At 32.3% G+C, this 26,484-nt stretch carries 29 protein-coding genes and 1 pseudogene; 9 read left to right on the top strand and 21 right to left on the bottom strand.

Going from position 1 to position 26,484, the window contains the following annotated elements; genetic code table 11:
• Window positions 1–3 precede the first annotated feature (3 nt).
• The gene (locus ACUN0F_RS19920; protein ID WP_445540005.1) at window positions 4–942 is read left to right on the top strand and encodes a hypothetical protein; all 939 of its coding nucleotides are present in this window, start codon (window positions 4–6) and stop codon (window positions 940–942) included.
• 60 nt (window positions 943–1,002) lie between these two features.
• On the opposite strand, the gene ACUN0F_RS19915 is transcribed toward ACUN0F_RS19920, so the two are convergent.
• Window positions 1,003–1,965, bottom strand: coding sequence for an MBL fold metallo-hydrolase (locus tag ACUN0F_RS19915; protein WP_445540004.1), 963 nt, complete (start codon window positions 1,963–1,965; stop codon window positions 1,003–1,005).
• Between the two features lie 296 nt (window positions 1,966–2,261).
• Here ACUN0F_RS19915 and ACUN0F_RS19910 point away from each other — a divergent pair, with 296 nt between their 5' ends.
• Together ACUN0F_RS19910 and ACUN0F_RS19905 are read left to right on the top strand one after the other, a co-directional pair.
• Window positions 2,262–3,257 carry an LAGLIDADG family homing endonuclease gene (locus tag ACUN0F_RS19910; protein WP_327974085.1) on the top strand — a complete coding sequence of 332 codons (996 nt, stop codon included), beginning with the start codon at window positions 2,262–2,264 and terminating at the stop codon, window positions 3,255–3,257.
• Between the two features lie 97 nt (window positions 3,258–3,354).
• Complete coding sequence (locus ACUN0F_RS19905; RefSeq protein ID WP_445540003.1) at window positions 3,355–3,720, top strand: RidA family protein; 366 nt, start codon at window positions 3,355–3,357, stop codon at window positions 3,718–3,720.
• Between the two features lie 728 nt (window positions 3,721–4,448).
• On the opposite strand, the gene ACUN0F_RS19900 is transcribed toward ACUN0F_RS19905, so the two are convergent.
• The 6 genes and pseudogenes from ACUN0F_RS19900 to ACUN0F_RS19875 all read right to left on the bottom strand — a co-directional run bounded on the left by ACUN0F_RS19900 (window position 4,449) and on the right by ACUN0F_RS19875 (window position 8,850).
• The gene (locus ACUN0F_RS19900; RefSeq protein WP_147788192.1) at window positions 4,449–5,264 is read right to left on the bottom strand and encodes a YwqG family protein; all 816 of its coding nucleotides are present in this window, start codon (window positions 5,262–5,264) and stop codon (window positions 4,449–4,451) included.
• 78 nt (window positions 5,265–5,342) lie between these two features.
• A complete protein-coding gene (locus ACUN0F_RS19895) occupies window positions 5,343–5,750 on the bottom strand; it encodes a DnaJ family domain-containing protein (RefSeq protein WP_327974086.1) in 408 nt (135 codons plus the stop codon).
• Between the two features lie 21 nt (window positions 5,751–5,771).
• Window positions 5,772–6,900, bottom strand: a pseudogene (locus ACUN0F_RS19890) (alpha/beta hydrolase).
• Window positions 6,901–6,980: 80 nt separating this feature from the next.
• Complete coding sequence (locus tag ACUN0F_RS19885) at window positions 6,981–7,346, bottom strand: hypothetical protein (protein WP_060486793.1); 366 nt, start codon at window positions 7,344–7,346, stop codon at window positions 6,981–6,983.
• A gap of 268 nt (window positions 7,347–7,614) precedes the next feature.
• The gene (locus tag ACUN0F_RS19880) at window positions 7,615–7,986 is read right to left on the bottom strand and encodes a YxiJ-like family protein (RefSeq protein WP_264461483.1); all 372 of its coding nucleotides are present in this window, start codon (window positions 7,984–7,986) and stop codon (window positions 7,615–7,617) included.
• A gap of 12 nt (window positions 7,987–7,998) precedes the next feature.
• Window positions 7,999–8,850 carry a patatin-like phospholipase family protein gene (locus ACUN0F_RS19875; protein WP_264461482.1) on the bottom strand — a complete coding sequence of 284 codons (852 nt, stop codon included), beginning with the start codon at window positions 8,848–8,850 and terminating at the stop codon, window positions 7,999–8,001.
• 179 nt (window positions 8,851–9,029) lie between these two features.
• On the opposite strand from ACUN0F_RS19875, the gene ACUN0F_RS19870 reads away from it, so the two are divergent.
• A complete protein-coding gene (locus ACUN0F_RS19870) occupies window positions 9,030–9,407 on the top strand; it encodes a PH domain-containing protein (RefSeq protein WP_000522465.1) in 378 nt (125 codons plus the stop codon).
• Window positions 9,408–9,528: 121 nt separating this feature from the next.
• On the opposite strand, the gene ACUN0F_RS19865 is transcribed toward ACUN0F_RS19870, so the two are convergent.
• From ACUN0F_RS19865 to ACUN0F_RS19845, 5 genes are all read right to left on the bottom strand, one after another.
• Entirely contained in the window at window positions 9,529–10,002 is a 474-nt protein-coding gene (locus ACUN0F_RS19865) for a GNAT family N-acetyltransferase (RefSeq protein WP_264461481.1), read from the bottom strand.
• 1 nt (window position 10,003) lies between these two features.
• Window positions 10,004–10,525, bottom strand: coding sequence for a YfiT family bacillithiol transferase (locus ACUN0F_RS19860; protein WP_000999067.1), 522 nt, complete (start codon window positions 10,523–10,525; stop codon window positions 10,004–10,006).
• A gap of 16 nt (window positions 10,526–10,541) precedes the next feature.
• Window positions 10,542–11,069 (bottom strand): GNAT family N-acetyltransferase, encoded by a 528-nt coding sequence (locus ACUN0F_RS19855; RefSeq protein WP_445540002.1) that lies wholly within the window; start codon window positions 11,067–11,069, stop codon window positions 10,542–10,544.
• Window positions 11,070–11,131: 62 nt separating this feature from the next.
• Window positions 11,132–12,454, bottom strand: a complete 1,323-nt coding sequence (locus tag ACUN0F_RS19850; RefSeq protein ID WP_445540001.1) for an FAD-dependent oxidoreductase — start codon at window positions 12,452–12,454, stop codon at window positions 11,132–11,134.
• A gap of 71 nt (window positions 12,455–12,525) precedes the next feature.
• Window positions 12,526–13,305 carry an undecaprenyl-diphosphate phosphatase gene (locus tag ACUN0F_RS19845; RefSeq protein ID WP_445540000.1) on the bottom strand — a complete coding sequence of 260 codons (780 nt, stop codon included), beginning with the start codon at window positions 13,303–13,305 and terminating at the stop codon, window positions 12,526–12,528.
• Between the two features lie 132 nt (window positions 13,306–13,437).
• Here ACUN0F_RS19845 and ACUN0F_RS19840 point away from each other — a divergent pair, with 132 nt between their 5' ends.
• The gene (locus ACUN0F_RS19840; RefSeq protein WP_000267713.1) at window positions 13,438–13,644 is read left to right on the top strand and encodes a hypothetical protein; all 207 of its coding nucleotides are present in this window, start codon (window positions 13,438–13,440) and stop codon (window positions 13,642–13,644) included.
• Window positions 13,645–13,697: 53 nt separating this feature from the next.
• Here ACUN0F_RS19840 and ACUN0F_RS19835 read toward each other — a convergent pair whose 3' ends face one another.
• The 4 genes from ACUN0F_RS19835 to ACUN0F_RS19820 all read right to left on the bottom strand — a co-directional run bounded on the left by ACUN0F_RS19835 (window position 13,698) and on the right by ACUN0F_RS19820 (window position 16,903).
• Window positions 13,698–14,078, bottom strand: a complete 381-nt coding sequence (locus ACUN0F_RS19835; RefSeq protein WP_001048941.1) for a nucleotide excision repair endonuclease — start codon at window positions 14,076–14,078, stop codon at window positions 13,698–13,700.
• 77 nt (window positions 14,079–14,155) lie between these two features.
• Window positions 14,156–14,719, bottom strand: a complete 564-nt coding sequence (locus tag ACUN0F_RS19830; RefSeq protein WP_264461477.1) for a GNAT family N-acetyltransferase — start codon at window positions 14,717–14,719, stop codon at window positions 14,156–14,158.
• 39 nt (window positions 14,720–14,758) lie between these two features.
• On the bottom strand, window positions 14,759–15,331 hold the full coding sequence (locus ACUN0F_RS19825; RefSeq protein WP_445539999.1) for a hypothetical protein: 573 nt from the start codon (window positions 15,329–15,331) through the stop codon (window positions 14,759–14,761).
• A gap of 141 nt (window positions 15,332–15,472) precedes the next feature.
• Window positions 15,473–16,903 carry a PQQ-dependent sugar dehydrogenase gene (locus ACUN0F_RS19820; RefSeq protein WP_097857626.1) on the bottom strand — a complete coding sequence of 477 codons (1,431 nt, stop codon included), beginning with the start codon at window positions 16,901–16,903 and terminating at the stop codon, window positions 15,473–15,475.
• Between the two features lie 201 nt (window positions 16,904–17,104).
• Between ACUN0F_RS19820 and ACUN0F_RS19815 the strand changes: the two genes are divergently transcribed.
• The gene (locus tag ACUN0F_RS19815) at window positions 17,105–17,362 is read left to right on the top strand and encodes a hypothetical protein (protein ID WP_264461474.1); all 258 of its coding nucleotides are present in this window, start codon (window positions 17,105–17,107) and stop codon (window positions 17,360–17,362) included.
• Window positions 17,363–17,453: 91 nt separating this feature from the next.
• Window positions 17,454–17,633, top strand: coding sequence for a hypothetical protein (locus ACUN0F_RS19810; protein WP_137036362.1), 180 nt, complete (start codon window positions 17,454–17,456; stop codon window positions 17,631–17,633).
• A 536-nt stretch (window positions 17,634–18,169) separates the two neighbouring features.
• On the opposite strand, the gene ACUN0F_RS19805 is transcribed toward ACUN0F_RS19810, so the two are convergent.
• Together ACUN0F_RS19805 and ACUN0F_RS19800 are read right to left on the bottom strand one after the other, a co-directional pair.
• Complete coding sequence (locus ACUN0F_RS19805) at window positions 18,170–19,042, bottom strand: DMT family transporter (RefSeq protein ID WP_445539998.1); 873 nt, start codon at window positions 19,040–19,042, stop codon at window positions 18,170–18,172.
• Window positions 19,043–19,187: 145 nt separating this feature from the next.
• Window positions 19,188–20,615, bottom strand: a complete 1,428-nt coding sequence (locus tag ACUN0F_RS19800) for an NAD(P)-binding domain-containing protein (RefSeq protein WP_264461473.1) — start codon at window positions 20,613–20,615, stop codon at window positions 19,188–19,190.
• 463 nt (window positions 20,616–21,078) lie between these two features.
• On the opposite strand from ACUN0F_RS19800, the gene ACUN0F_RS19795 reads away from it, so the two are divergent.
• Together ACUN0F_RS19795 and ACUN0F_RS19790 are read left to right on the top strand one after the other, a co-directional pair.
• Window positions 21,079–21,735 carry a uridine kinase family protein gene (locus ACUN0F_RS19795; protein ID WP_264461472.1) on the top strand — a complete coding sequence of 219 codons (657 nt, stop codon included), beginning with the start codon at window positions 21,079–21,081 and terminating at the stop codon, window positions 21,733–21,735.
• A gap of 443 nt (window positions 21,736–22,178) precedes the next feature.
• Window positions 22,179–22,406 (top strand): hypothetical protein, encoded by a 228-nt coding sequence (locus ACUN0F_RS19790; protein WP_137035302.1) that lies wholly within the window; start codon window positions 22,179–22,181, stop codon window positions 22,404–22,406.
• Between the two features lie 125 nt (window positions 22,407–22,531).
• Here ACUN0F_RS19790 and ACUN0F_RS19785 read toward each other — a convergent pair whose 3' ends face one another.
• From ACUN0F_RS19785 to ACUN0F_RS19775, 3 genes are all read right to left on the bottom strand, one after another.
• Complete coding sequence (locus tag ACUN0F_RS19785; protein ID WP_264461471.1) at window positions 22,532–22,768, bottom strand: hypothetical protein; 237 nt, start codon at window positions 22,766–22,768, stop codon at window positions 22,532–22,534.
• Window positions 22,769–22,897: 129 nt separating this feature from the next.
• Window positions 22,898–23,299, bottom strand: a complete 402-nt coding sequence (locus tag ACUN0F_RS19780; RefSeq protein WP_445539997.1) for a hypothetical protein — start codon at window positions 23,297–23,299, stop codon at window positions 22,898–22,900.
• A 338-nt stretch (window positions 23,300–23,637) separates the two neighbouring features.
• Window positions 23,638–26,454 (bottom strand): AAA domain-containing protein, encoded by a 2,817-nt coding sequence (locus ACUN0F_RS19775; RefSeq protein WP_445539996.1) that lies wholly within the window; start codon window positions 26,452–26,454, stop codon window positions 23,638–23,640.
• Between the last annotated feature and the right edge of the window lie 30 nt (window positions 26,455–26,484).

Here is a 26,484-nt window from a genome sequence, read left to right as displayed (position 1 = left end):
TAAATGAGGATGAGTGTAATGAAGAAAATAATTATTTTACTCATAGCTGTAGTTTTAATTACTTTTGCTTTTTATCAATACAACAAAAAAGATAGCGTAGTTAAAAATGATAAAGTGTATGTAGAAGACTTTAAAGGTAAAAATGATTCAAACAAAATACAATCTGCTATTAATAAAGCAGAATCAAGTACAATTAAAACAGTATTGCTTGAGGATAAGAAGTATAAAATCACGTCACCAATTATAGTGAAACAAGGTGTAAAGTTATTATTCGGTTATGGAACACAGTTTGTAGTTGAAGGTAATTTCAGAGTTCTAGAATTAGAAAAAAATGCTTCTATCGAAGGAGCCTATATAGCTGTAAACGATCCTACATTTAATTCTGAAGTTATATATTTAGACGGCAAAAATAAGTATTATAACACTTGGCACAAAACACAAATAAAAGATATAAATATTATTAATTGGACAGAAACAAATAAAGGTACTGGAATTTCTTTGTATTCTGGTGGGAAAGAAAATGAAATTTCATTTATTAACTTTGAAAATATAAAAGTTGTAGGAATGGAAACTGGGCTGAAATTAGTAGCAAAGAAACCGCAATCTGGTTATGCTTGGATAAATGCCAACCGTTTTATAAACTTCTCACTTGAAGATTGTGTAAATATGATTTATATGGATAGTAATGTAACTACACCAAATGAAATTAGCGGTAATCAATTTACAAATCTACAATTACAGCCATCAAGTAAAACGAAAAATATATTAAGAGTAAGTGGACAACATAACGAGTTCAATGGAATGGTGTGGGATTTACAGAAAATCAATCACCAAAACGAACTTATTGAACTAACTGATAAAAGTATGAATACGGTTATTAATATTACCTCTGTACAAACAAATAGAGTTTTAGATAGCGGTAAAGCAAATATAGTGAAATAAGGTTAAATACAGAAAAAGAGCGAATTCCTTATAATAGAGATCGCTCTTTTTTATTTATAGTTAAATTTCTCTCCACCAAGTTGATGAAGGATAGTCTGTAGATTTTAACGTGATAGATTCACCAATTTGTGGCGTTGCAGTAGTAACTCCTAAACGCTTTGCTTCTTTTGTCACACGCTCAATAGGATCACTCCATTCTTGTAATGCTAATGTAAAAGCACCCCAATGAATCGGAAGAAGTAGTTCTCCTTTCACGTCAATATGAGCTTGTACCGTCTCTTCTGGTAACATATGAATAGCAGACCACCTCGGATCATATTGCCCGCATTCCATTAACGTAAGATCGAATGGACCATATTTATCACCAATTTCCTTAAAGTGAGGAGCATAACCGCTATCACCACTAAAGAAAACTTTAGTCTCTTGACCAAGAATAAGCCACGAACACCATAAAGAACAATCTCTATCTGTCATACTTCGTCCTGAGAAATGCCTTGCAGGTGCACAAACTAACTTTATATTATCAAACGCAATTTCTTCCCACCAATTATGTTCACTAATTTTGCTAGGTGAAACACCCCATTTAATTAAATATTGCGCAACTCCAGTTGGAACATAAAAGTGCTTTACACGATCTTTCAACTGCATAATACTTTTGTGATTTAAATGGTCATAGTGATTATGAGAAATGATAATCGCATCAATTTCTTGAAGGTCTTCACGTTCTAAAGAAAAAGCACCACTATAACGTTTACTAGTAAACAAAGGAAATGGGGAAGAGGCATCTCCAAACATCGGGTCTAATAACAATTTTTTACCTTCTATTTTCAAAAGGGAAGCAGAGTGCCCAAACCATGTCACATTCTCTATAGACTCATTATTTTTATCCGATAAAACAATAGGTAAATTCTTTAAAGGACGCAGCTTTGATTTCATTTTAAAGTAATCAGTCATTAAACCTATAATATCTTTTGGTTTAAAACTTACATCAGTATGAATTTGATTTATATATTTCTTTTTCATTCGTTCTCCTTTTTACGTTTAACAATATACGTATGTTGTTATTGTAGCTAATTGTAGTTTAAACGAAATCATTTTACCTTTCACCTTAAATGCAGTACATTTCATAAATTTGTCAAATTCATTATTCTTATATATAAAATGTAAATCAAACAGCAGCAGATGAAACTAATATGAAGTAAATGTAAATTATTTAAATTTAGTAAATTTCTTCATATAACCAACAAAGAACATACGCTTCGTTATATGTTATAGAAGAAAATAGGTCTCTAATTATTAAAAGGAAGGAGAGGGTGTAAGTGCAAATAGAGAGAAAAAAGAAATCAAAATGTAAACTATCAAAATCTGAAATAACACAGCTATATGCAGAAGGGAAGAGTACTTCAGAAATAGCTACGCTTGCCAATGTGTCTGCTAGGTATATTCGTATGGTTTTAACAGACAATAACGTTCCAAGGCGTGCTATAGGGAGTTGGAAGAGGAAGTATGACATATCAGAAGATTATTTTAAAACATGGTCAAATAACATGGCTTATATTTTAGGGTTTATAGCAGCAGATGGTGTCATACAAAAAGAAAATCAATGCGTCAGTATATCACAAAAAGAAAGTTACATTTTAGAAGACATAAAAAAAGAACTAAAAACAAACCAGCCACTTTACCAAAATAAAAAAACAGGCGTATATATGCTAAATATTAATAGCAAAACAATAAAAGACGACCTTATGAACATACACGGAATCATGCCATGTAAATCATTTAACATTGAATTTCCTTTTGTACCAGAAGAATATTTACATCATTTTGTTCGTGGGTATTTTGATGGGGATGGTTACGTCAATTATGAAACTTATACAGTAAGCTTTGTAGGAGGATCATATAGATTTATGAATTCTTTACATCAAATTCTTCAAAATCACAATTTACGAGCCGATTTACTAAATCAAAACAAACATTATCGCGTTATTTTATCTGGAAGAAAATCAATACAACTATTTTCAAATTGGATTTATAAAGACAAAGATATTTATTTGCATAGAAAATATGAAGTGTTTCAGAAAGAAAGTCTAAGTTTAGGTCAATTACAAGATCGAAAACTAAAACAAACTCAAACCGCCGTTAAACAAAGAAAACAAAATTTCCTTAAAGAATACATGAAAGATAAATGTAATGCTTCAGCTTGTTCAAATTTAGAAATAAGCGAATCGACTTTTAAACGTTGGTTAAAAAATGATAATCAATTTAAAACAGAGTATGAAAAGATTAGTTTGACAAGTTCCACTAGCGATAACTAAATATAAAACTCTAGAAAACCTTAGTATAGGTATGAAGATAGCAATACTAAGGTTTTTAATTTGAAATCATTAAAGGATTCTTATCAATCCAGAAACGATGCCACCAACTTTTGGATACTCACATGTAGTCGAAGTTAGTAACGCTAAACGAACAATTTACATATCTGGACAAGTAGCGATCAATACGGATGGTCAAATAGTTGGCGTTGGCGATTTAGCTACACAAACGCGACAAGTATTCGAAAACATCAAAAGTGCATTAGAAACTTCGGAATTAAAATTTAATGATGTAGTAAAATTAACATTTTTCTTAACAGATATTTCTCAAATGGCCATTGTTAGAGATATACGAGACCAATACATTGACACTAAAAATCCTCCAGCAAGTTCGGCTGTAGAAGTTAAAAAGTTAATTAACGATAACTTATTAATTGAAATCGAAGCAGTTGCTGTAGCAAACTAATTTTAAAAACTTATTCGTAATCATATCAATGCAATTCGTTTAATGCGTTCATTTAAAACGAATTGCATTTTTTAATGTCTTAAATATAATTTATATCTGGAGACATTTTCATCAACAACTTATAAAACAACAAAAAAAACAAACAACAATCCATCACACAGAATGATTAAAAAGAATAAGGGGAGGCTAATCACCAATACTAACTTTTAATAAGTGTATTATTTAAAGTTAGTTAACATAATATATATTATAGGCAGTTGTAGAAAAAAGCGATATCAGGTATCAAAAACCAAGTAAACTATACTTAATGAGACGGAGCGGAGATTTTTAGTGAGATTTACATAAAATCGTATCTAAACGAATTTCTACAGTTTTTATCATTCTTTTTGTTATAAATCCATCACAGCAAATTCAAATCAATAATCCATTAAGAATTATCGAATCAAAAACATTTTTGATCGACAAGAAATTTTTATACAGAAAAATTATTTCTATACAAAATATAAATTATTAAATTCATTTTATGTTTTACTTAATAAATTTATATTGCTATTTACACACGTTTTATAACTTTAGATTATTTGTTGTTATTTCTGTCAGTTACACTTGACTTTTATTGTACTTACCGTTCTTTATTCTAGTTAACATAACGTTTATTTTTAACATAAAAAAATCTCCCTCACCTTTAGGAAGATTTTTTAGCTTGCTAGTATTTCAGTTATATGTTTTTAATAACAATCCCAATTGTAAATAACATTGGAAAAATCTAGATTTAATAAATCGTCTTTCTTTATAAAGAAATTAGCAACACCAGAATCTCCCCACATAATATTTAATGAATCATCTGTATCAATTTGCAACAATAACATGTCATGTTGCTGGTATTTTTCTTCCCATTCCCTTGGATCTGTCTGTGTGAAAAATGGATAACCACCAATTTTATGCCCTTGATCTTTACATAAATCATCATACAGTTCGCCTAATTCAGTATTATTTTCTTCATCAACAATTTCTTCCCAATCAATTTCCTCACTAAACATCTTTTCAAATCGATAATCCCTTGATGTTACTGGTTGATAACCTAATTCAAGCTTTAATTTCGCTGCTTCAGGAATGATAAAGTTCTCTAATTCTGAAGTGTTTAAATAACTAAAATCAGTAATTACCTTATTTAAATCTTCTATAATTGTAGAATGATAAATAATTCGAAAGTCTTTTTGGATTGTTGGATGATCAAAATCTGCTCCGTAAAGTTCATCTTCAGCACTTACGAAAAACTGTAGCATACCCTTTTGAGGCATATATTCAACATGCGGCATTTCTTCAAAGTTTAGCTGCGCTAGTAACATCATAGGTTGTCCATTTGAATCTTTAGGATGCTCTTGATCTATAGGTAAATACGGATAACCACCAAATTTACTTTCAAAAAGCGTTGTCTCTGCTAATGTTCCAGACACTTTAATATAAGGTTTCACACTTTCTTCTAAAATACTACGATACTGCTCTAGTTCTTTCGGAATTTGAAGCTGATACGTATTCTTCATTACATTTGCCTCCCTTTAATAATGAATTGAAAATGCCTTACTTAATTATATAGCAAAAGGTAGTTTCATTGAAAATTGTTAAAAATCCGTTTTCACCCTCGTTTTTTGTGCACTTGGTGGACAAAGTAGATTATGTTCTAAAACCTTTTTATTAATAGTTCGAATTAAATCCGCTGCTTCTGTAGTATTTGTATTTTCTTTTAGCTTTTCTTTTAAATCATCAATTTCCTTTGAAAGCTCAATCCACCTAGGTAAAACATGATTATTCTTTAACGTTCTATAAAGTTGCTTTTCAGGATTGTATGAAAGGTCTTTATCAAGATTAAGAGGTTTCCCTTTACCTGGCAAATTATCAAAAGACCCTTTCTTTTCTGCTTCTTTAACGATAGAACTAATATGATCCTCATACGTATAAGACCAAACTTTCTCATCTTTTACTAATATCGCTTGCTTTTTCAGTTTTTTATCTAGTTCTTCTTGATTCATAGACTCTCTCTCCTTTTTAATTTAGAGTGTTGTTTTTGTAAGTTTTAATGCTTTCAATCCATCAAACAACTTTTCTCGCCACCAAACACCGTCATGTCCGCCTTGAAACTCTTCATAAGTAATTTGGTACCCTTTTTCTTTTAAAGCTTTATACAGACGTCTATTAGCCGTTAAAAGAGGTTTGTTTTCAAGTTCTCCTGCTGCTATGTAAAAATGAGTTTGACTCGTATTGGAATCTATAGATGAAATTTGATTTTCAATCCAAGGAATTTGATTTTCATAACCATCCTTTTTCCAATGCACGGATTCAGACATTGACAACACGTTTCCGAAAACATGTGGATTTTGAAGTGCTGCATAAAAAGCTGCTAAGCCACCAAGACTGAAACCGGCAATTGTTGTATGTTTCGCTTCTTGATGCACACGATACTTAGCGTGAATCCACGAAAGTAATTCCTTCGTTAAAAATGCATTCATTTTATCGTTATAAGTTAGCTCTTCTAGTCGATCAACAGGATCTATTGCAACAGCAATACAAGATGGGATTTCTTTTTCGTATATTAAATAATTGAGTGTTCTTGCAATTGAAAGGTTCTTAATAAATGAATTCCCATCAAATACAATGAGAAGTTCTTGAGGATGTGAAGTGTGAAAATAATCATGAGGCGTATAAATATGAATTTTACGTGTGTTATTTAAAATCGTACTATGAAAAGAATATGTTTCAATTTTTCCAGATGGATAATGATCTGAAGGGAAACGACTGCTATACTGCACTTCCATCCCTATACTTAACACGGATGCTTTATTAGCACCTTCTCCAAATGTATTTCCATTAAATCGATCTAGTTCGTGCTGTTCACTACGCTTTATCCAATCATTTTCGAAAAAATCGTTTACTGAAAAATAGTAAGTTGAAATAAAACTCTTATCCGTCCTAAACGTTTCATACCAAATATCTGTCTGTAACAATCGTTTTAATTGATTTACAGACAGATCCCAACCAGGAAAACTACCGAATACATAAACATTTTCAGTTTGGCGTATGATTTGACTTTATTTCATGCAAAAAAGTATAAAAAGCTTTCTCGTTTCCATTTTTTAATTGATTATTAAGCTCCTCTAACTTAGGACTAATTATTGAAGTCACCCATCTTCCTCCTTTGTATTTCTTTTCACTAGATTGCTTTTATAAAAATTAGGATTAGGATGATATTGTATTTAGATGAGTTATTTATTAGAAAGTTTATCAATTGCCTGAATAGAAAGTTCCAACGCTTTGATTCGTCTTGTTAAAAGAGTTCTTTGCGGACTACCTACTTTAGACTTATCATAGGCTCTCTCAATTGATGGAAGTAAACCAACAAGGACATTACGAGCTTCTGCTAACTCTTCTTGACTATACTGGTGACTTTCTTGATTCCAAACGTTTTCTAGTACTGCTAACCCTACACAAACGGCTTTAAGTCGTTTTTTCACTAATGTAGTATTTGCACCTTTTTGAGTCATCTGTAATAGTGCATTTTCAAGTTTACGAATAGTCGATTGTAAAGATTTTATTGATTCCGATTTATCTATATTTGATACGTTTTCCATTTTACTGTTGTTCCTCCTGGCTTAACTTATTTAATACTGGATATAATAAGTACTTGATTTCACTCGGAATATTTTATCATAAATAACTAACGATATTCGAGTTGGACAATCCATTAAAGGAAAACAATCGCTAAACGCCTCTCCTCCCTTACTTCATTCTATAAGTACTTCTTTCTGCACATTAAAATTCCTATATAAGCAAGGTATAAATATTGTCTTTTTTATGAACAAAATACGCACAAGCAGCATAACTTGTACGTTTTAATTTTTATTCAGTAAGATAATATAGTAATAGTTTTCGCGCTTTCTCATAATTCATGAAATCTCTATACAAAACGGGATACTTCACAATTTCTGTTTCTATAGAACGATATTGCGGAAACCATTCAAAAAATGATTTTCTTAGCCACTTTATTTGATCCAACAAAATCTCCTTTTCGTTGTTATTGAGTACGTAACTTAAAGTACCTGCTGTATGCATCCAATAATAATTTAAATCAGCGCTTATGTAATCATCTTCTGTAAACATATCTTGATAATCTTTTCTTTTTTTTTGAACATCACAATTCGGAAATGGCTTATATAGCGGACTATGCATTTTCTGCAATTCATTAAAAATAACTTTTTTACCTAATAGCAACTTTCCACCCCTTTATTTCTCTATCCAATTTAATAATTTTTCATAATGATATTGAGCATCTATATAGCCAAGATTATATAAATTAACTAGCTTTTCTTTATCTCTTTCTATTCCGCTTATAGGAAGTTGTGAGCTAGGCTGAATTACATAAAAATTATCTTTCTGTTCGTTGCCATTCATATAAGTTACGGTTTCATTATAATAACGATAATGTTCTACTAAATGTTCTGCGATTTTCGGATATTTACTATATAAAATTTTAGCCAGACCAGAAAATTTATTCCGCTGCTTCTCATATCCTTCTGGCTTTGTCATAATCACGACGTTCTTTTGATAACCATCAGTTTGCGCTTTTAGAACAGGTATAGGATCTATAATCCCTCCATCTAACAATTTTCGATTATCATATTCTACAGCAGGCGCTATAAACGGTACGGAACTTGATGCGCGAATGATTTTTAAAATATCATTTCCATGTTCTATTTTATTGTAATAAACTGCTTTTCCTGAATCACAATCAGTCGTTCCTATGACAAATTGCTCATTGGAATTTAGGAAAGTTTGAAAATCAAATGGAACAATTTTATTAGGGACTTCATCAAATAAAAAGTCCATCCCGAATAATTCACGTTTTCTAATCAAATTTCGATAAGATATATATCGGTGATCTGACACTAGCTCTGTATTTACTTTTTTATTCCTTCCTTTTTGACGTGATAAATAAGTTGCGCCCATACATGCTCCAGCGGATACGCCCACTACATACGGAAAGAATAAGTTCTTTTCCATAAAATATTCGAGTACTCCTGCAGTATATAGACCTTTCATTCCTCCGCCCTCTAATACTAAACCTATATTTTTCATGCTATATCCCTCTGCTTCTTTTTTCTTACTTACATGTTAGCACAAGATTTTAAGATGAGGTTATATAAACGAATTGCAATAATAACCAGAAACTACTAAAGTAATGTCATAATTTCTTAGTAAATAGCATGGTACAATATAAGTAACACAATCCACAAATAACGGAGGAGGAATTTCCTATGGGTTTATTTAGCGGTATTTTAGGAAATGCATCAAATGCGAGTACAGAAAGTGTAGAACGTGATTTAGAGAAGATTATGTTAGACGATGAGAAAGTTGAACATGCTTATAAATTAATTCGTGATTTAATCGTATTTACAAATCGTCGTCTTATTTTAGTAGATAAACAAGGGATATCAGGTAAAAAAACAGAGTATCATTCTATTCCTTATAAAAGTATTACACAATTTAGCATTGAAACAGCTGGGCATTTTGATTTAGATGCTGAGCTTAAAATTTGGGTATCTAGTTTGAGTACGCCAATTACGAAGGAATTTAAAGGTGACGATAGTGTTTTAAGCATTCAAAAAGCGTTAGTAACATATACGACGAAATAACGCCTTTTCGTATGTTTATTCATTGTTGAAATTACTAACCCGAGAATTTTGGAAGAATATGCATGGTTTTTGTATATTTAATCTAAAATAACATAAAAAGGTAAAGCGTATTTTAAATGCTTTACCTTTCTTTTTTGTAATAAATAAGTGTAGTTTTATCATTTAATTTCTTTATTACTTCTGTTCTTTTATACCCCATTTTTTCGTATAGAAAACAATTTCTTTCTTCTTCTAAAATCGTTGCAAGTTCAAAACTCCTTGCTTTTGGAAACATCTTTTCAATTAAAATAAGTACCTTTTGAGCGATTCCTTTCCCTTGATAGATTGGATGAATGAACATTGGACTGATCCAAAATTTATAAGGTAGTTCTTTTTGGGATATACATATCGCTCCAACAAGGTTCGAATCTATTATCATCTTATAAAAGTTGTTGCTTGGATTATTTATCCTTAAAATAGTTTTTTCAATAGATTCATTTGCTGGATTTGTTTCATAGTCTTTATATTTATTTAATAAAGGGCTAAATGAGTCTATTTGCATTTGAAATAAAACTGCTGCATCATTTTCTGTCGCCTTCTCTAATGCAATCTCCATGTTACCAATTTAGTCGCTTTCTTAATGAAGTTATATGCGCTGTATGATGACGTCCGTGCCATGCATATAGTCCAATCGCAGCAGCAAGTTTTGTTTCACCAGTATCTGGATGGTTAAATGTCTTTTCTAGATCTTGTGGTTCTAGAGAATATAAAAGGTTAACCCATCTTTTATGTAACGAATCTAACATTACTAGGGAAACGTCTACTGGTAATTTAGAATCAGGTAGTTCTGCCCACTTCTCTTCTTTATATGGTTTAATAGTTGGATTCTTTTCTGTTAATGCTAATTTAAAGCGTATGTAACTATTCATGTGGCTATCAACAACGTGATGAACTACTTGACGAACCGTCCATCCACCAACTCGATACGGTGTGTCTAACTGCTTCTGATCTAAATCTTTAATTGCTTTTGCTAGTTCATTAGGTAAATCTTCAATTTCTTGAATCCATGTATCAATCATTTCTTCAGTTATAGGACGTTTGTATGTAAATTGCCCAATTGGATAACGTAAATCATTCATGAATAAGTCCCCCTTATTATAAGCACGAATTATTTCTCCATATATAATGTACAAAATTCACATGTTCTCCATTTAATTCTACAGATGTTGTATTTGCTTCATTATGATAGGAAGAAAACCCGCTTTTTTCTAATACACTTTGTGATGCGAGATTATTAGTAGTTGTTTTAGCATGAATCTCATTAATTTTATTATTTTTCGCTACGTCTAAAACTAATTTTACAGCTGCTGTTGCAACCCCTTTTTTAGTAAACTTTTCTCCGACTCGATACCCTAATGAACTGCTTCGAGTTTCTGTATCAATATCTACTAAATTTATTCGGCCTACAATTTCTTTTTCTTCATTACGAATTAAATAAAAATAAGAATCTCCATCCGCTTGTTCTATTAATAAATCGTCTAGTAGTTTTTGAAAATATTCAAAATCAAAATATTGCGAGCCGCGATTTGGTACCATTGTTTCAAAAAAAGATTTATTCGTAAGTTCAAACGTAAATAAATCTTTAGCATCGTGTTTCTTTAATTGTTCTATGTATATTTTCATCTCGCCTATCCCTTCTATATATACTAACTGTTATATATTCTTTTTAATCGATTATTTTCCTGCTAATTCTTTCGCTTCAGTAATACAGCAAGTAGTACTTTCGGATGAAATAGGTGCAATGGACTACGAATTAAATTCATCACTCTTACTAATCGAATATAAACGTCAGAGTCAGTTGCAGATAGTTCATATATTTGTTTCGTATACCATAGCTGAAATTTTTGCTTTATCGATAATTTTCTTGTTAGCTGAGGATGACGTGATATTTCCGTTGTAGTCATTTCCCAAGGAGTTTGTATGATATTAGCGGTCTTTTTATAAAATCGCTGTGTAAATGTTTTATCAAGCTTTTGTCTCCTTTGTAAAAGTAACTGCAATTGGTGAGCTTCCATAGCTGCAACTGAAACACCTTGCCCAAAAACAGGATCAAAACGACAATGTGCATCCCCAACTACTAACAACCCTTCTGGTAAATGATTAACTAAATCAAATCGCCGACGTACTTGATAAGGAATTTTGTACGTTTTGATATTTGAAATTGCCTCAGCTTTATTTAGAAAATCTGTCACATTAGAAATTGATAGGTTTTCAGCAAAATCATAAAACTCATCATCTGTTTGTGGTGCTTTCTCATTTGCATATCCGCTGAAAGTAACAAAATAGCGATTATCCTCAATCGTTTGAATAAGAACACCATACGGATTGTCAGGGAAACTTGGAGACATTAGCATATTACAACAGTCTAATTTCTCATTTTCATTGAGTTTAAACATTCTAGTTGCGTAAAACAAATCAATGCGCACTTTCTCTTCTTGCACTTCAATATTGTATTCACGTAACCACGCTATACTTTTTGAACCGAATCCGCTTGCATCAACAACAATATCTGCTTGAATTTCTTCTTGCGTGCCCGTCTCTAAGCATTTAGCTTTTACTCCACTTACTTTGTTAAGCTTTCCATCTACTAATAAACCATCAACTAATGTTCCAAATTTAGTGGTAACATTTGAAATATCCTCAATTCGTTTTTGAATATGCCATTCAAGCAAAAACCTACTTTGTTGAATCATATGTACTTTACCTATGAATTGCTGTTTCCATAAACCAAATTGATGCCATTTTATATCACGAGTAAAGTTATTTACGATACTACCTGTTTCAATTAATTCATTAGTGATAGTAGGAAACAATTCCTCAATCGCTTTTTCTCCACCTTTTAATAACACATGAGGATGATTACTTTGTGGAACTCTTTTTCTCGAAGACTTTCCATCCCATCTTTCACCAGCTTCTATAATGATTACTTCTTTAAAAGTAGATGATAATGCTTTTGCTGCGAGTTTTCCTGCGATACTTCCGCCAATAACGATAGCCTTATTAAACATATTTTCCCCCTTAATGAAAGAAGACCCTGCCTTGTATGAATGAAACAGGATCTAAACGAATAGTTACTACATTAAAAAACATGAGTAAATTGTAACGTTAAAATTAAAATGCCTAATCCCCATACGTAATACGCGAATACTTTTAAAGAGTGACGTTTTAAATATTGAATCATCCATGAAACGGCTATGTAACCGAAAAACGCCGCTGATAATGTGCCGACAATTAAAGATGTACTAGAAATAGATTCTGCTTTCCCTTGATAAACATCTGCAAATTGCAAAATGATAGCTCCGACAATGGCTGGCGTTGATAATAAAAAAGAAAAGTAAGCAGCGGTTTCACGGTCTAACTTCCTCCATAATGCAGCGACGATTGTCATACCAGAACGAGAAATCGCTGGGAAAATAGCAGCCGCTTGAAAGGAACCGATAATTAATGCATCTTTATATGTAATGTCATCCATTTTTTTACGACCATTTTTTTGTTTATCAGCCATATATAGAAAGAAACCTGTCACTAAAAACTCCCATCCAATCGTAATGCCTGTTTTTGAAATATCCTCAAAAAAGTCTTTAAATAACAATCCGATTACAACTGCGGGTATCGTCCCGACAATAAGTAGTAGCATTAGTTTTGAAAATGGATTTTTAATTAAATATATAAATTCTTTTTTGTAATAAATAAACACTGCAAGTAAAGTTCCAATGTGCAGCATCGTATCTAAAAACAATCCTGCTTCATCTAATTGAAACAAATGCCTTCCTAAATAAAGATGACCTGTACTACTTATCGGTAAAAACTCTGTTAAACCTTGTATGATCCCTAATATAAAAGCTTCTAACCAATTCATGATGGTCCCCTTTCTCGTTTGCTTGTACCAATATATGAAGGTTAAATTTTCGATATGAAAAAAACTATATTTCTCTATGAATTTACTTTTATTTTATAGATATATATGTAAAAAGAGGTAAGGAGGGTTACTATGTGGCAACATACGAAATTCGGCAATGTATTACTGTGGGCAGGACCTATCCTTGTGTTTATAGGGTTATGTATGACAAATGTTATTTCTGATATTCCTTTTTTTGAGGGAAAACATAAATCGATTGGAATTGTACTTATATGTATAGGTGTATGCTGTTTTATTGTTGCTAATCATTTAAAAAAAGGAGAAAAATATGAGGACTAAATTTAAATAAAAAACAATCCCAGTATATGCGCTAGGATTGTTTTTTTTGTTACTTATTTATAGAACACTTTATCAACGTTATATTTTGCTTTGTATTCATTAATGATATATGTTTCGTAAATTTCTCTTTCTGTTGGATCTTCTACGATACATGCATCAATGCGGTATACTTCATCACGGTGATTTTTAATTGGTGAAACATTGTCTTCAAAATGCTTTTTAATACGTTGTCTAATTTTACGAGCTTTACCTACGAAAAGAAGTTCGTCATTAATATTGTAAAACATAAAAATGCCGCCTTTATCTCTAGGGAACAAGTGGAAATCAATAAAACCGTTAATTGGAGTAATTATTGGCTCGTCTCCTTTAATAACTTGTTTACGTTCAGTAATTGAAACATCAGCTTCAGGAATATTAATTTTAATCAAGTTCATTCACGTCCTCTTTTATTGTAAAGATAAATAATAGCATACATATGTAAGAAAAGCTACGTTCAGAGGCATATTTCATTTTATAATTCAAATATTATAGGAGTATCATGTAAACTCTTCTTCCAAATCATATGATCGCTTGATTCTCCCCAATACTCCTTCAGTACATAACTAGGTTCTCCAAACTTCTTCGTCCATATACTTTGTGCTTTTTTGTATCCACTATCTAAACAGTATTCTGTTATTCCTCTGCTAAGTAATGTAATATACATTGCATGTAGTAATAAATTTCCTATGCCATTTCGTTGATATTCAGGTAGTACAAATACAGTTCCTATTTCATATAAATCTTTAAACACACCACCTGTACAACTATGAATCAATGTACTCGCTGGACCGATTTCAATTGTTCCAATGATTTTATCGTTACTTGTATCAATTGCTAATAAAAAGTAACGACTTTCTCCATTACTCTCCAAATCATTTTTCAAATATTGTTTTTTCGTGTTAATTTCATTTTCTATGTCATCTAATAACTGTGATAACCCTTCATTTTTAAATGTATCAGCAATAACAAGACGAAAAAACATATTCAGTTCATCTACATCATCCGAATTTGGTCTTCTAATTTTAACGTTATACACGACTTGAATCTCCAATCTTTAAAAATATATGAGAAATTGTTAAGACCATACTTTATATACTCTATTCAACATTATTCTACAAATGCCTGCATAGATCCAGCAGTATAGAAAGCTCAAAATAAATATTGATAGAATAATTTTTATATCAAAAGTTGTATAAACAGTAGGACCTAATACAGGAAATCGAAAGATATCAAGAACGACCATAATTCCTAAAAGTAAACATATCGCCGAAAAGGAAACAATCCAAATCCTTCTCTTGAATTGTATAAAGGATACTCCTAACACTATACCTAATAAACCTGTAGTAAAAGGAAAGACAATTAGTTCGCTTGGCTCAATAATAAATAATAGGAGAATAGTAAGAATGTAAGAAAGTATTCCCGTGCGAGTAGAATAACAAATAGCGAAAAATATAGGCAGCGTCGCAAAAGGACTAATAAATAAGCCGATACCAGGGATTAAGTTCCCGGCAGATTGAAAAATAGCAGCAAGTGAACCGAGTAACGCTGTAATGACTAACCTCTTTGCTGGCGTCATCTTTCTTTTATGAAAAAAATTCGCATCATGCGCGATCATCGGTTGATACCAATAGTTTCTAAAGTGATTCATCAAAATCCCCCTAAAGATATCTAATTTATCACTTTCTATTTTTATTCATACACTTATTGTTTATTTGTTACCTTCTAAAAGGAATCAATCATTATACAATAGACGATTATATAAAGAATGTATCTGAAAGCTTTTATCATATCAAGGAACGATTTCAAAAATAGTACCTTTGTTAAAATCCGTTACTTTCATAGAACCATAGACCCCTAAATATAATCTAGTTTGATCTAAATTTGTTCCCAAACTCATATAAAAAGCCGCTTGCGTACCAAAATCATAATCGATTTCAATAACATGAAAGTCAGTATGTTTACCATGCGTACCAGCTCTAGAATAAGCTAACGCACCCTTTACTGGAGACTGAGATTCTTCTTTCTTAGCAAGGTCAGTAAATACGACGCTACCTGTTAAATTTGGGATTGCAGTCCCCATATATGGTTGAACTCCTGTAAGTGAAGTTCCTCCAAACTTATCCGGTCTGGAATCTTTATGATAATAACTTATTAGAGGTTGAATACGATTTACTGATGTTACTATTGTTTCATCATAATAAGCCGTTATCCTCTCATCCAAAGTAGGATTCTCAGAACAGTGCCTTATAAAAGAAGTAGGTAATTCCCCTTCCCATCCTCTCCACCCAAAATTAATAACTCCATATTGATCAGGAGTATCTCTCATTAAATGGGTTTGAACGATTTCGGTAACTGGTATTGATTTATATAGAACAAAAGAAAAAATAGACTCTACAATATCTTGTCCGACGTTACCGGCATATTTAATATATTGATTATGCAACCTTTGAAATGAAATACCTGTTATATTACGTACGCCTTTTGCAATTACTGTAAGTGTTTCTTGTATAGATAAAGGAAGTTCATTAAAGCGTGTAACTACTGGAGGATTGGTTATGAATGTATCTCTACTTACATCTATTTCAATTATTTTACCCGCTATTTCTAAATCATCCTGGCTTAAATTAAACGGATCATAGCCAGAACCACCATCTCCGTTAGTAAAAACAAGTTTTCCAGTCTCAGGTGAAAAGTTTAAGCTATTTACGCCGTTATGATTAAAAAATGGCCGTTTTATATTAAGTAATGTTCTTCGCTTTTGAGGTTGGCCATTTGATTGTAAAATCCATTCTTCAATTGTATCGATATGATCATATTGAGTATCTCTATTTGTCCACTTTAAATTTAAAGTTTTCGGGTCACAAGGATTCGGTTTAAATTGTTCTGAAAGCGAACCTGGTCCTTGAGTTCCAGCCATTGAATAATGAAGGTAAAATAAGCCGTTATGATTAAATTGTGGATGGAACGCTAGTCCTAGTAAGCCGCGTTCATCATAACCGCTACTAGCAACACCTTCTTCAAATGTGCCTAATTTAATAATTCGGTGACGAATATTTAAAAATATCTTTATATCTCCGTCTCCTATGTAAAAAACCTCTCCTAATTGGGTTGCGATAAATAGTCTTTCAACTGATTCACCTGGAAGTATTGCTGTTTTTATGACAGTCGGTAAATTTATGTTATGAACGATGGGCCGTAAACGAACCTTAACTTTTGTCAATTAACTTTACACTCCTTGTTATTCTTTTTAATAGAAGAATATGATGAGAGTAGTTAAATTAGTATCAAAACTATAGACGTAAAAGTGTGATATCCCTGTTCGTACAAGTCTGTTTTCTACTTAGCATCAATTAACTTACATTCCTTTTTATTACATTTTTGATATAATATAAGTATAAACTATAAATTAGGGGGACAATTCATGGCAATCTTACTACAAATCATCGTACCACTTATATGTGCAATATACTTATTTACCCTCTATCGTAATAGTACTATTGGAAAAGCCACTTTTCTCTTAGCAGTCGTTATTGGGATTTTCGGTTTAGAAAATATTTTTCAATATGCTAGTTTAACAGACCATACCGTTTATCCATATTGGGGGAGTTTGAAGGCTATTGTTATCGTTTTATCAGTCGTATTTCTATTTAAAAAAGGTGGTTTAACAGGAAAATATTGATTTGTAATGCTGTATATATATTCTTGTTAAATTGCTTTTATTTTATAAAAGAAAAAATGTTTATGTGAAAATAAGAAGGGATGTGTTACATATGTCTATAAATATTATCTCTATAGTATCTATAATAGTATGGATTGTGCTGATTACAGAACTTATAAAACCTTCAGAAGAACAAAACGGACGAAAGATAGTAACTTTATTATCTGCTGGTTCCCTATCAACACTTATGTTGACAGTTTCATTTATTCAAAATATCTCGTTTTGGAATTGATAGTGATATAACAAACAAAAAATATGTATAAATGAAAAAGATTAGGATCCATTCCTAATCTTTTTTTATTTTGGGGTAGCACCACATCTCCATCAAGCTAAGAAATGCAAATACCTCAAAAGGAAAAAATGAGCATTTTGTTACAAGTTAGTACAAAATTTTGTTCTGGGGGTACTATAAAATTTTAGCTTGATGGGCATGGGGTCTCACCAACAAAACGCGAATTTCGTACACTAAACAAATTTCGACAAAGAAAAAGCCAGTTTCCTGTACGTTAAGAGACCGGCTGTATTGTTGGTTTGGAATAAGGTTTGATCAAAATTATGCTGTGAACATTGATTTTATAATAGAAAAAACCCACGCGTTTTGAATGAAAATTAATCAACATACATGGGTTTGATTTTGCTATGGAATCGGCGATTCATATTCTCTCTTGATGGTGTGCCAAGTTCTAAACTATTTCTGGTTATTCTAGAACTTACGCTTTTACTCTTCCATATTAAATTTTGCCTGCGCTCTATTGAATAATGAAGCATTCACCTTATTTCGCGATAATTCACGAAATAAATACTTACACCCACTAATAGCAGCCCTACGACAAGGCGGTAAGTTACCGGTTCATCTAAAAACACCGTACCAATGAATACTGCAATGATCGGTACAAGAAACGTGAATGTACCGACTTTGCTTGCCTCTCCCGCATTAATAAGTTTATAGTAAATGATATATGCCAGTGGAATGCCAAAAGTGGAGCCATATCCGAGTCCAAAAAGGTATTTACCATTCCATTCAATAGCTGACCAGTTTTCAAAAATTGTTCCAGTACCTATTAGAATAGCTCCACCAATAATACACTGCAAAGATACCATCCAGTAAGCATCTACTTCGTTGCTCACCTTCTTCACATAAACCACACCAAGTGCCCAGCTAAATGCCATAAGCAACCCTAAAACAACACCAATAATCGATACATGAACGGTTAATCCGTCCACACTGACAACTACAATTCCAAGAAATCCGATAATCAAACCCATAATTTTAAACGGCGACATGTACTCTCCAAGCCAAATCCAAGCAAACAATCCAAGTAGCACTGGCTGAAAATAGACAAGCACTGAAAACAGTCCTCCTGGCAAATAAATGAGCCCTACTGTCTGTAACCCAAAAAAGAGAATCGTATTAAAGAATGCTGAAATACAATATTTCGACCAATTTTCACGCCATTTGATCCTGTTCCGCACTTTATATATGAGAGCTGCTAGTATAAGGCCCCCAATCACTACACGCATACCTGCAAATAATAACGGGGGCGTATAAGGCACAGCCATTTTATAGATTGGCCAACTTCCACCCCAAATAAAGATTAACAATAGTAATGCACACGTCGATTTTGTAAAGACTTTCCCCAATTGTCTATCCTCCCTTCAATAGTTGAATAGTAAACTAAGTCTATATTTCGAATTAGACTTGAACGCTCCTCCACCAATAGATTCTAGCCTATGTTAAGGGAAGATATCTGTGCCCTCTTATTTATCCTTATCTATATCGAAAAAATTATCTTACCTCAGAACCCCTATTTGTCCATTCTCCAACAAATTCAGCCTCATTATAAGAATAGAAGTTTTTCAGAATCTCCTCACGATTATCAGAGAACAGTTGGTCTGCCACAGCTGAAACTAGTCTAGGTATCCCATATCTCATTCCTGGAAGCGAAGAGGCTGAGATACCACAGCTAACTACAGCTGAATAGTTAAAAGCAAAAAGTCCATGAAGAAGCTTTGTATCCTTTTTGTCCCGGCATGTGAACGTAAAGCCAGGGCCAAGGTAAGGATATGCATCAAGCTTACGGTTGGCGATATCAGCAGGTGCATTATAATAGTCGTCCCAACGTGCAATATGGCGTTCGAAAAGCTTTAGCTCTGGACGTAAAGAATGATCAGTCACAAGACCAGTGGAAATGATTAGAAAATCAAAAGTAAAATCACCTTGTGGAGTAGTGACAACAGCCTTCTCAGCTTCATGCTGTACGTCAAGCCATGGTGCACCTAAGTGTAATTTAAAGCCGGGATGTGAAACTGCACGTTCAAATGTGTCATTTGTAGGAGGTTGATGCTTAAAGTAATGGGCCATAACAGAATATTTATCAGCATCAGATAGAACATTAAAACGTTCAATTAGACCTGACACCCCCATTTGTCGCATTGGGTTAATGCGTGGCATCTCCGTGCGGCGAACAAACACATGAGCCGAACCCACACCTTCAGATAATGCAAAATTGGCATTATCAAAAGCTGAGGCCCCACCGCCTAAAATTGCCACCTTCTTGTCTTTAAGGGCCTCAAAGTCAATGTCTTCTGAGGTGTGTGCATAGAGGTGACGAGGTAATGTTTCGGAAATCATAGATGGTACGTGCCATTCCCCTCCACCTTGAATACCAGTGGCTAAGATAACCTTGCGGGCCAGTAATGTATTAGAAGGTGCTCCCGCTCCTTCAATATGCAGTCGATAAACATCTTCCCCTGCAGGCTCAATAAGCTTCATCTTTACCTCATTAACAACAGGTAAATTAAGAACCTTTCGATACCAACGTAGATAGTTCATCCAATCGTTCCGTGGAATCTTATCGATGTCCTCCCAACTTCTTGGTCCAAATTGCGCTTCCCACCAGGAGCGAAAAGTCAGAGAAGACACTCCAAGATCAATGGATATCAAATGTTTAGGCGTACGCAATGTCATCATACGAGCGTAAGTTACCCATGGCCCTTCATACCCTTCAACGTTTTCGTCGATGATAAGGATATTAGATATTCTTTCACGCAAAAGCCCAAAGGCAACACCTAAGCCACACTGGCCGCCTCCTATAATAACTATATCGTAGACATGCCCCTCAGGATGGTGGGTTGGGCATACCCAATTTTCTCCCCCAAATGCAAGATAAGAAAGATCCCTTTTTACTTGTTCATTTAAAGCTTCTAAACTCATAATTTTTCATTCCTTTCAATATATGACTTATTAACTTCTGAACTAATCGTTAAGTTATTCTTCACTTTATCTGAATGGCGGCTTTTTCTTACACCGTCTTATGAGCAGCATTGATCGATTTCAACAATTTTATTAAGATTTTCTGAAATCATCGACATTTCCTCACCTCCATAATCCCACAATACTATACCCCTCTATGGTATGTAAAGGACTTTTAATAAAAAGTTTAAAATAAGTGTTTGGCGAAGAACTTTTTTACTTAGAATTTCCCTTGTGTTCACAAATAATAAAGATGTTTAAAAAATAATGAAGTTATTTAAAAGATAATATAGTTGTTTAAAAATTGAGATGGTATGATGGATAATCATACCATTTTTTTATTTCATGTATAATGAGATAAAAAAATATTTAATTATTCAACTAATTAAAATAAGAGCAGTATATTAGTAAAAGGGGGAGAAGGATGGAAAAGTTATTGCAAGAAATCATAAATTGGGTTAGTAGGACTAATGAACAGGTTGTTATTGGTGTTTCTGGACATGGCGCTGCTGGAAAAACAACGTTTGCTAATATGCTTGTAGACCTACTAAATCAAAATGAAGTGAATTATATTAATACAGATCCATACATTGTTAGTTCGGACATACGAAAGCATGCGATTATTCACTATACATATCAAAACGAAAATCATCATTATAAAATGACGGCTTGTCATCCATCAGCGCATCATCTGTCTGCTTTAGAAAGAGATGTTCAGATGGTAAGAGCTGGCTTAGATTTTTATACGATAGATACGCATTTTATGAAAAGTGAGTTGATTTCTTCCAAAAACAAAGTGACGATTGTAGAAGGAATGTGTGTCGCATTTATTAATCCCGATTTATTTGATTTAAAAATTTACTTCTATACAGATGATGAAACGGAATTAATGAGAAGGTCTAGCCGCGATATTGCTGAAAGGGGAGCCGATATCAATTATTTAAGGCGGTCTCATGAAGAACGTCGGATTCAGTATAAAGTGTTTATGCATCCATACAGTCAACGTTTTGATATTATTATCAAAAATTCTGATGAAGCAATATGTCTAGAAAAAAATACATTTGAGTTTTTTGGAGTTTAAATGCAAATACCCTATTTATTATGTTAATTATGAGGGTTTATTTTCATTATTTGGCTCTCAAATGAAGCAACATTATTATTCACTCAAAAATCCATTCTCTATGAAACAACTAGATTTTTAAACGATTTTAATAGCCCTCTGCCATTTACATAGACCGAGGGCTATTGTATTTTTGGCGGCAATATTAAATAACTTTTTTATTATTTTACATGGAGAATTACACTAATATCTTACTCCCTCGTTTTTAGAAAGACTTGCTAGGGAACTGGATTTTGTACATCGAAAGCGTAAGTTTTCGGGCCACGATTTAGCCACTATCTGTGTTTGGATTAGTCAACGGGTCGCAAGTGATTCTGTTATTATTTCAGTTTTCCTTCTTCCGCTAACTGGCAGTTTAGTTTAATAAACGATGTTATAATTTAAATCAATTAGGGGGGATAGATTTGAAAAAGAAATTTATTGTTCTTTTATGCTTGTTAATTTTTAGTTTGTTAATAGCATATTATTTTTATCAAAAAAATCAAAATGAAGAATTCATTAGATGGGGCGATAGTATACATACTGTCGACACTGAAATATTAAAAGAGAATGATATTGAATACAAAATTGAAAACGATAAAGTTTATATTCCAAAAAGCTCTCTTACAAAAGCAACATTTTGCTGTTCCTAATAAAAATACAGTGTTAAGTTATATTTCTAATGTTTGATTAAAAAAATAGTTACAGAAATAAAAGGTGTTTTCTATATGTGAAAACACCTTTTATTTCTGTAACCCCATTTATAGTATCCATTTTCCTAGTGGGAATTTTCCGAATGTGTAAGTTTGAAAACATCACGCTCTGGAATGTGTTTGTATAGCATGTTTTCTTCTTTGACAAAAATATCATAAGAATGATAGTCGTGTTCAATCGAGCCGCCAAAATCTCTAATGTCAATTATTCCAACGAGCATCTTATTTCCGAATTTAAATGAAACTTTTTCACCTAATTGGAACTTCATTGGTGGAAGATCTTTATCTTTTTCCCAATGCATGAGCTTCACTCCTAACATTTTTTAAGCCAAGGCACCAACAGCATTTTAGAAAAAACACACTAAGCAAAAAATAAAATAAACTATCCATTTGGACTACTCATTTACATAATTTCCGTTATTGGAAGTTAATTATATTTTTCTACGTACTAAATAAAAAGCTAAGGAACCCATAATAATAGGTGTAACCAAACTAGAAGAATATGGATTTTTAAGAAGAAAGAGTATAAGTATATAGATAACAGCTAGTCCTATAAATACAGGAATTCCAAATCGAAACTCCCTACATTGTTTTATGTTCCTGTATAATACTTCTCCAATTAGGCAAGGTACAGGATTTAGTATACTACCATATATGATGAGAATTATAGTGAATCCAACTATGTTAGGTAAACCCAAATCATTCTGGGAAGAATAACTAGGATCAGAAATATATGGTATTAAGAACCATATGATATTCAAAGTAAGCAGACTTGCAGTATAACTATTTACAAATTTTTCCGATTCAATTACAAATTTTTTCAACGTAATCATCCTCACAATTTCCTAATATTATCTTCATTGTATGACAGTTACCATTAAGTAAGATAGATAAAATGTGAAATGAATACCCTATACATGAGAGGTTAACATAACGCATCATTATCAGTAGCAATGAAAAAGGGGATTCCTTACTCACAAAAGTAATCCCCTTTTTTATTTTCCATAAAGCTATTCATCTTTTTATACATTCTTATTATGGCGCGGTTTTAGGTTTCCCGTTTGTTAATGAATGAACCGAATAACTGTATAAAATCTTGCATCCTCTTAGTTTTTTTCCAAAAATGCTGTCGGTAACCCTGCTATGTTAAAAATAAAAATAGATACTACTCTTATTCTATCTTTACAGTTTCTTTCGATAAGTATTTAAAAGCTGTATCAAAATATTCCTTTGCCCCCCAAGTATCTGAATTCCCAATTACTACAAAGTATTTCTTTGCTCTGCTTGCTGCAACATTTAATAGATTTGGAGTACTGGATGCCCAATCTAATGGTCCTGTCCGCTGATCATCTACTCCCAAAACTAAAATAACTAATGGAGCTTCCTTTCCTTGGAAAGTATGAACCGTTCCGATTTCTATTTTTTTGTTTTCTACTGCATTTTTGTTTAACTGTTTTAATTTTTGAACTACACTTACAAAAGGTGAAATAATGTAGCAATCTTTCCCTGGATTATTTTGCGTAAACTTATTGGCGATCTCAATTACTTTTTTTCCTTGCTCAGGAATATAGTGATTTCCTGAACCAGTAGTTCTTCCTCCAATATTAAACCATTGACTCATGTATATTGGATCCTGTACCATATCTTTGTTCTTAGTCGCATGTAACATTTTGTCTTGATATGTTGTTTTATTACATATCTCAAACATGGGGCTGTCACAACGTCTATGTACACGCAGCGGTGAGCCCAACCACTTTGTGTTATTTTTGGAGTCACTCATTGTTCCGCCAAATTTGTTATTAAGATCAGCAAATTCTTGTACACTTACTTCACTTCTAGTTAAATGATAGAAAAATGAGCTTTCACTCGTAATTCCAGCACTTTCATTTGCTATTAATTTGAGCTGATCATCACTCAACGTTACAACCGGAGGTATTTGTAATGGATCACCTACCACTACAACATTTCTAGAACGCCAAATGGCTCCAATTGCAGATTGTGGTGTAGCTTGACCTGCCTCATCAATAAACAGCCAACCAATATCTTCCGTTTTCAAATCCCTTAAAAATCTTGAAACAGAAGCAAATGTTGAAGAAATTATAGGTGTAAGTAGGAATATAGTATCAAACATCGCTTGGATGAAATCTTCCCTTTGCTTTTCATTAATTTGAGAATCAAGATTCGCTTTTTCTTTCCCACCTAAAAAATAAGCCCTTGCTAAAGTTAAATTTTTTTCTATTTTGTCCTGGTTTTCAATTAAGAAAGTACAATATTCATCCATCATTGTTTTGAATAGCTTACTCCGAACACAATTAATTCGATCTTCTTTATTATCGCCATCAATATTAACAAATTGTTTTTGTGATGATTGCCATTTTTCGTCATCTATATCATCAAAGTCATCGTTTACTTGCGCGGTTTTAATCATACTTGATATCTGTTTTTCTAAACTATCAAAGGAATACTCCGTACTAGCATATATATTACACAGATCATTAAGCTCATCTGAAATATTTTGAAAATATTCTTTTATATTTGCTGATTTCCCCATTGCAGCTGATATTTTCCCCCAACAACTTTCATTCTTGTTATATCCTAAATAAGTGTAATTGTTTTTTATTAATTCCTCATCTTTAGGCAAATCCATACTTATATTTTCAACAGCAGCATTATTATTTGATGTAACTAAAATACGATATTTTTTAAGTTTTGAATGAAAAGAATAATAATAATCCTCTTGCCCCTCAGAAAATTGTATTTTTGTAAATAAATCCTGTGTTTCCTTTAAAAACTTTACCTTTTCAAAAATAATATTTGCAAACACATCTTTTAATAATGTAGTTTTACCAGTACCTGGAGGACCGTTTACCGAAAAAATAAAACCCTCCTTTTCCTTTGAATTTGTAATAATAAGATTTAAAGCTACCTGCTGCATTAAACCTAGTGGAAAACCTGAAGGCCATCTCGTAATTGGGATATTTCGTAAAATTCTTTTTATTCCGCTAATACTTTCATTATTGAAGAAGTCTACTCTTTCTCCTGAATTTTTTAATGTTCCCCAGTTATCTAAGGCTAAATATGTTTTTAATGCTTTACCTATCTTCTCATATTTAATGTTATATTTTACTTTCTCCAAATCTTCAATATAGAAACTATTTACACCAACATATTCTTTGTATGTAAGCCGAATATTCTTCTCATAATCCTTTTCATTAGAAAATCGAAAAACTCCTTCTTTATCGAAGTGGCTATGTTTTATGTATGATTTCAATGTGCTTTGAATGTTTCGAGAAAGTTCTAACCAGTTTTTATATCTAACATGTATAAACTTTATACTCTTAGCCAATTCTACTTGTTCTTCGGACTCGATAAATACTAAATCATTACTGATTTTACTATAATCCCCACTTTCAATTACTGACGTTATTGCACTTATTAAATCCATCTCTAAATCTTTTAAACTTTTTCCGGGGCGAAGAAAATACTTAATTATAGGACTAACTACAACACTGGATTCTAATGTTGTATCCTTTATTGGCTTTAGCATATGATCTAATTGAATATGAATTAGAAAGCTATTTGGGTTTCTTTGAAAATCAGTGAAACTATTCTTCTTATCGAACTCATTAGCAAAATATCTTAGAACTTCTTCTTTTGCAACTGGTAAATAGAATAGCGATGCTTTTGCATCCATTAAATACTTACTCTTTGCACTTTCTCCTTTTTTTTGTAGAAACATTTGCATATAATTATGTGGTGAACCATTGGACCTTATAAAATCAAAATAATCAATCTTAGGTTCTTTATGAAAATAATTTTTAAAACTAAAAAGGCTTATTGATTCTTTATCGCAATTCATAAAATTAAAATGTTCTAGTTCAATGAAATAATTCATTACTCTTGTGGCTATTTCTTTATGATCCTTATCTTTAATTTTTTTCTTCTTACTATTAAAAATTAAAGATAATACTTTCTTTAAACCACTCATTATTAACCTCCTTTGATAAAAATACAATAT

Source organism: Bacillus sp. 1A (assembly GCF_052682215.1).
This window is presented reverse-complemented; position numbering and strand designations above follow the sequence as displayed.

Coding starts and splice junctions, on each gene's coding strand:
- ACUN0F_RS19780 (WP_445539997.1), bottom strand. CDS start 23,299: ATGATTACGTTGAAAAAATTTGTAATTGAATCGGAAAAATTTGTAAAT.
- ACUN0F_RS19920 (WP_445540005.1), top strand. CDS start 4: ATGAGGATGAGTGTAATGAAGAAAATAATTATTTTACTCATAGCTGTA.
- ACUN0F_RS19875 (WP_264461482.1), bottom strand. CDS start 8,850: ATGAAAAATATAGGTTTAGTATTAGAGGGCGGAGGAATGAAAGGTCTA.
- ACUN0F_RS19915 (WP_445540004.1), bottom strand. CDS start 1,965: ATGAAAAAGAAATATATAAATCAAATTCATACTGATGTAAGTTTTAAA.
- ACUN0F_RS19870 (WP_000522465.1), top strand. CDS start 9,030: ATGGGTTTATTTAGCGGTATTTTAGGAAATGCATCAAATGCGAGTACA.
- ACUN0F_RS19905 (WP_445540003.1), top strand. CDS start 3,355: ATGCCACCAACTTTTGGATACTCACATGTAGTCGAAGTTAGTAACGCT.
- ACUN0F_RS19845 (WP_445540000.1), bottom strand. CDS start 13,305: ATGAATTGGTTAGAAGCTTTTATATTAGGGATCATACAAGGTTTAACA.
- ACUN0F_RS19795 (WP_264461472.1), top strand. CDS start 21,079: ATGGAAAAGTTATTGCAAGAAATCATAAATTGGGTTAGTAGGACTAAT.
- ACUN0F_RS19835 (WP_001048941.1), bottom strand. CDS start 14,078: ATGAACTTGATTAAAATTAATATTCCTGAAGCTGATGTTTCAATTACT.
- ACUN0F_RS19855 (WP_445540002.1), bottom strand. CDS start 11,069: ATGAAAATATACATAGAACAATTAAAGAAACACGATGCTAAAGATTTA.
- ACUN0F_RS19800 (WP_264461473.1), bottom strand. CDS start 20,615: ATGAGTTTAGAAGCTTTAAATGAACAAGTAAAAAGGGATCTTTCTTAT.
- ACUN0F_RS19825 (WP_445539999.1), bottom strand. CDS start 15,331: ATGAATCACTTTAGAAACTATTGGTATCAACCGATGATCGCGCATGAT.
- ACUN0F_RS19900 (WP_147788192.1), bottom strand. CDS start 5,264: ATGAAGAATACGTATCAGCTTCAAATTCCGAAAGAACTAGAGCAGTAT.
- ACUN0F_RS19840 (WP_000267713.1), top strand. CDS start 13,438: ATGTGGCAACATACGAAATTCGGCAATGTATTACTGTGGGCAGGACCT.
- ACUN0F_RS19775 (WP_445539996.1), bottom strand. CDS start 26,454: ATGAGTGGTTTAAAGAAAGTATTATCTTTAATTTTTAATAGTAAGAAG.
- ACUN0F_RS19885 (WP_060486793.1), bottom strand. CDS start 7,346: ATGGAAAACGTATCAAATATAGATAAATCGGAATCAATAAAATCTTTA.
- ACUN0F_RS19815 (WP_264461474.1), top strand. CDS start 17,105: ATGGCAATCTTACTACAAATCATCGTACCACTTATATGTGCAATATAC.
- ACUN0F_RS19860 (WP_000999067.1), bottom strand. CDS start 10,525: ATGAATGATTTACGTTATCCAATTGGGCAATTTACATACAAACGTCCT.
- ACUN0F_RS19865 (WP_264461481.1), bottom strand. CDS start 10,002: ATGGAGATTGCATTAGAGAAGGCGACAGAAAATGATGCAGCAGTTTTA.
- ACUN0F_RS19785 (WP_264461471.1), bottom strand. CDS start 22,768: ATGCATTGGGAAAAAGATAAAGATCTTCCACCAATGAAGTTCCAATTA.
- ACUN0F_RS19850 (WP_445540001.1), bottom strand. CDS start 12,454: ATGTTTAATAAGGCTATCGTTATTGGCGGAAGTATCGCAGGAAAACTC.
- ACUN0F_RS19810 (WP_137036362.1), top strand. CDS start 17,454: ATGTCTATAAATATTATCTCTATAGTATCTATAATAGTATGGATTGTG.
- ACUN0F_RS19895 (WP_327974086.1), bottom strand. CDS start 5,750: ATGAATCAAGAAGAACTAGATAAAAAACTGAAAAAGCAAGCGATATTA.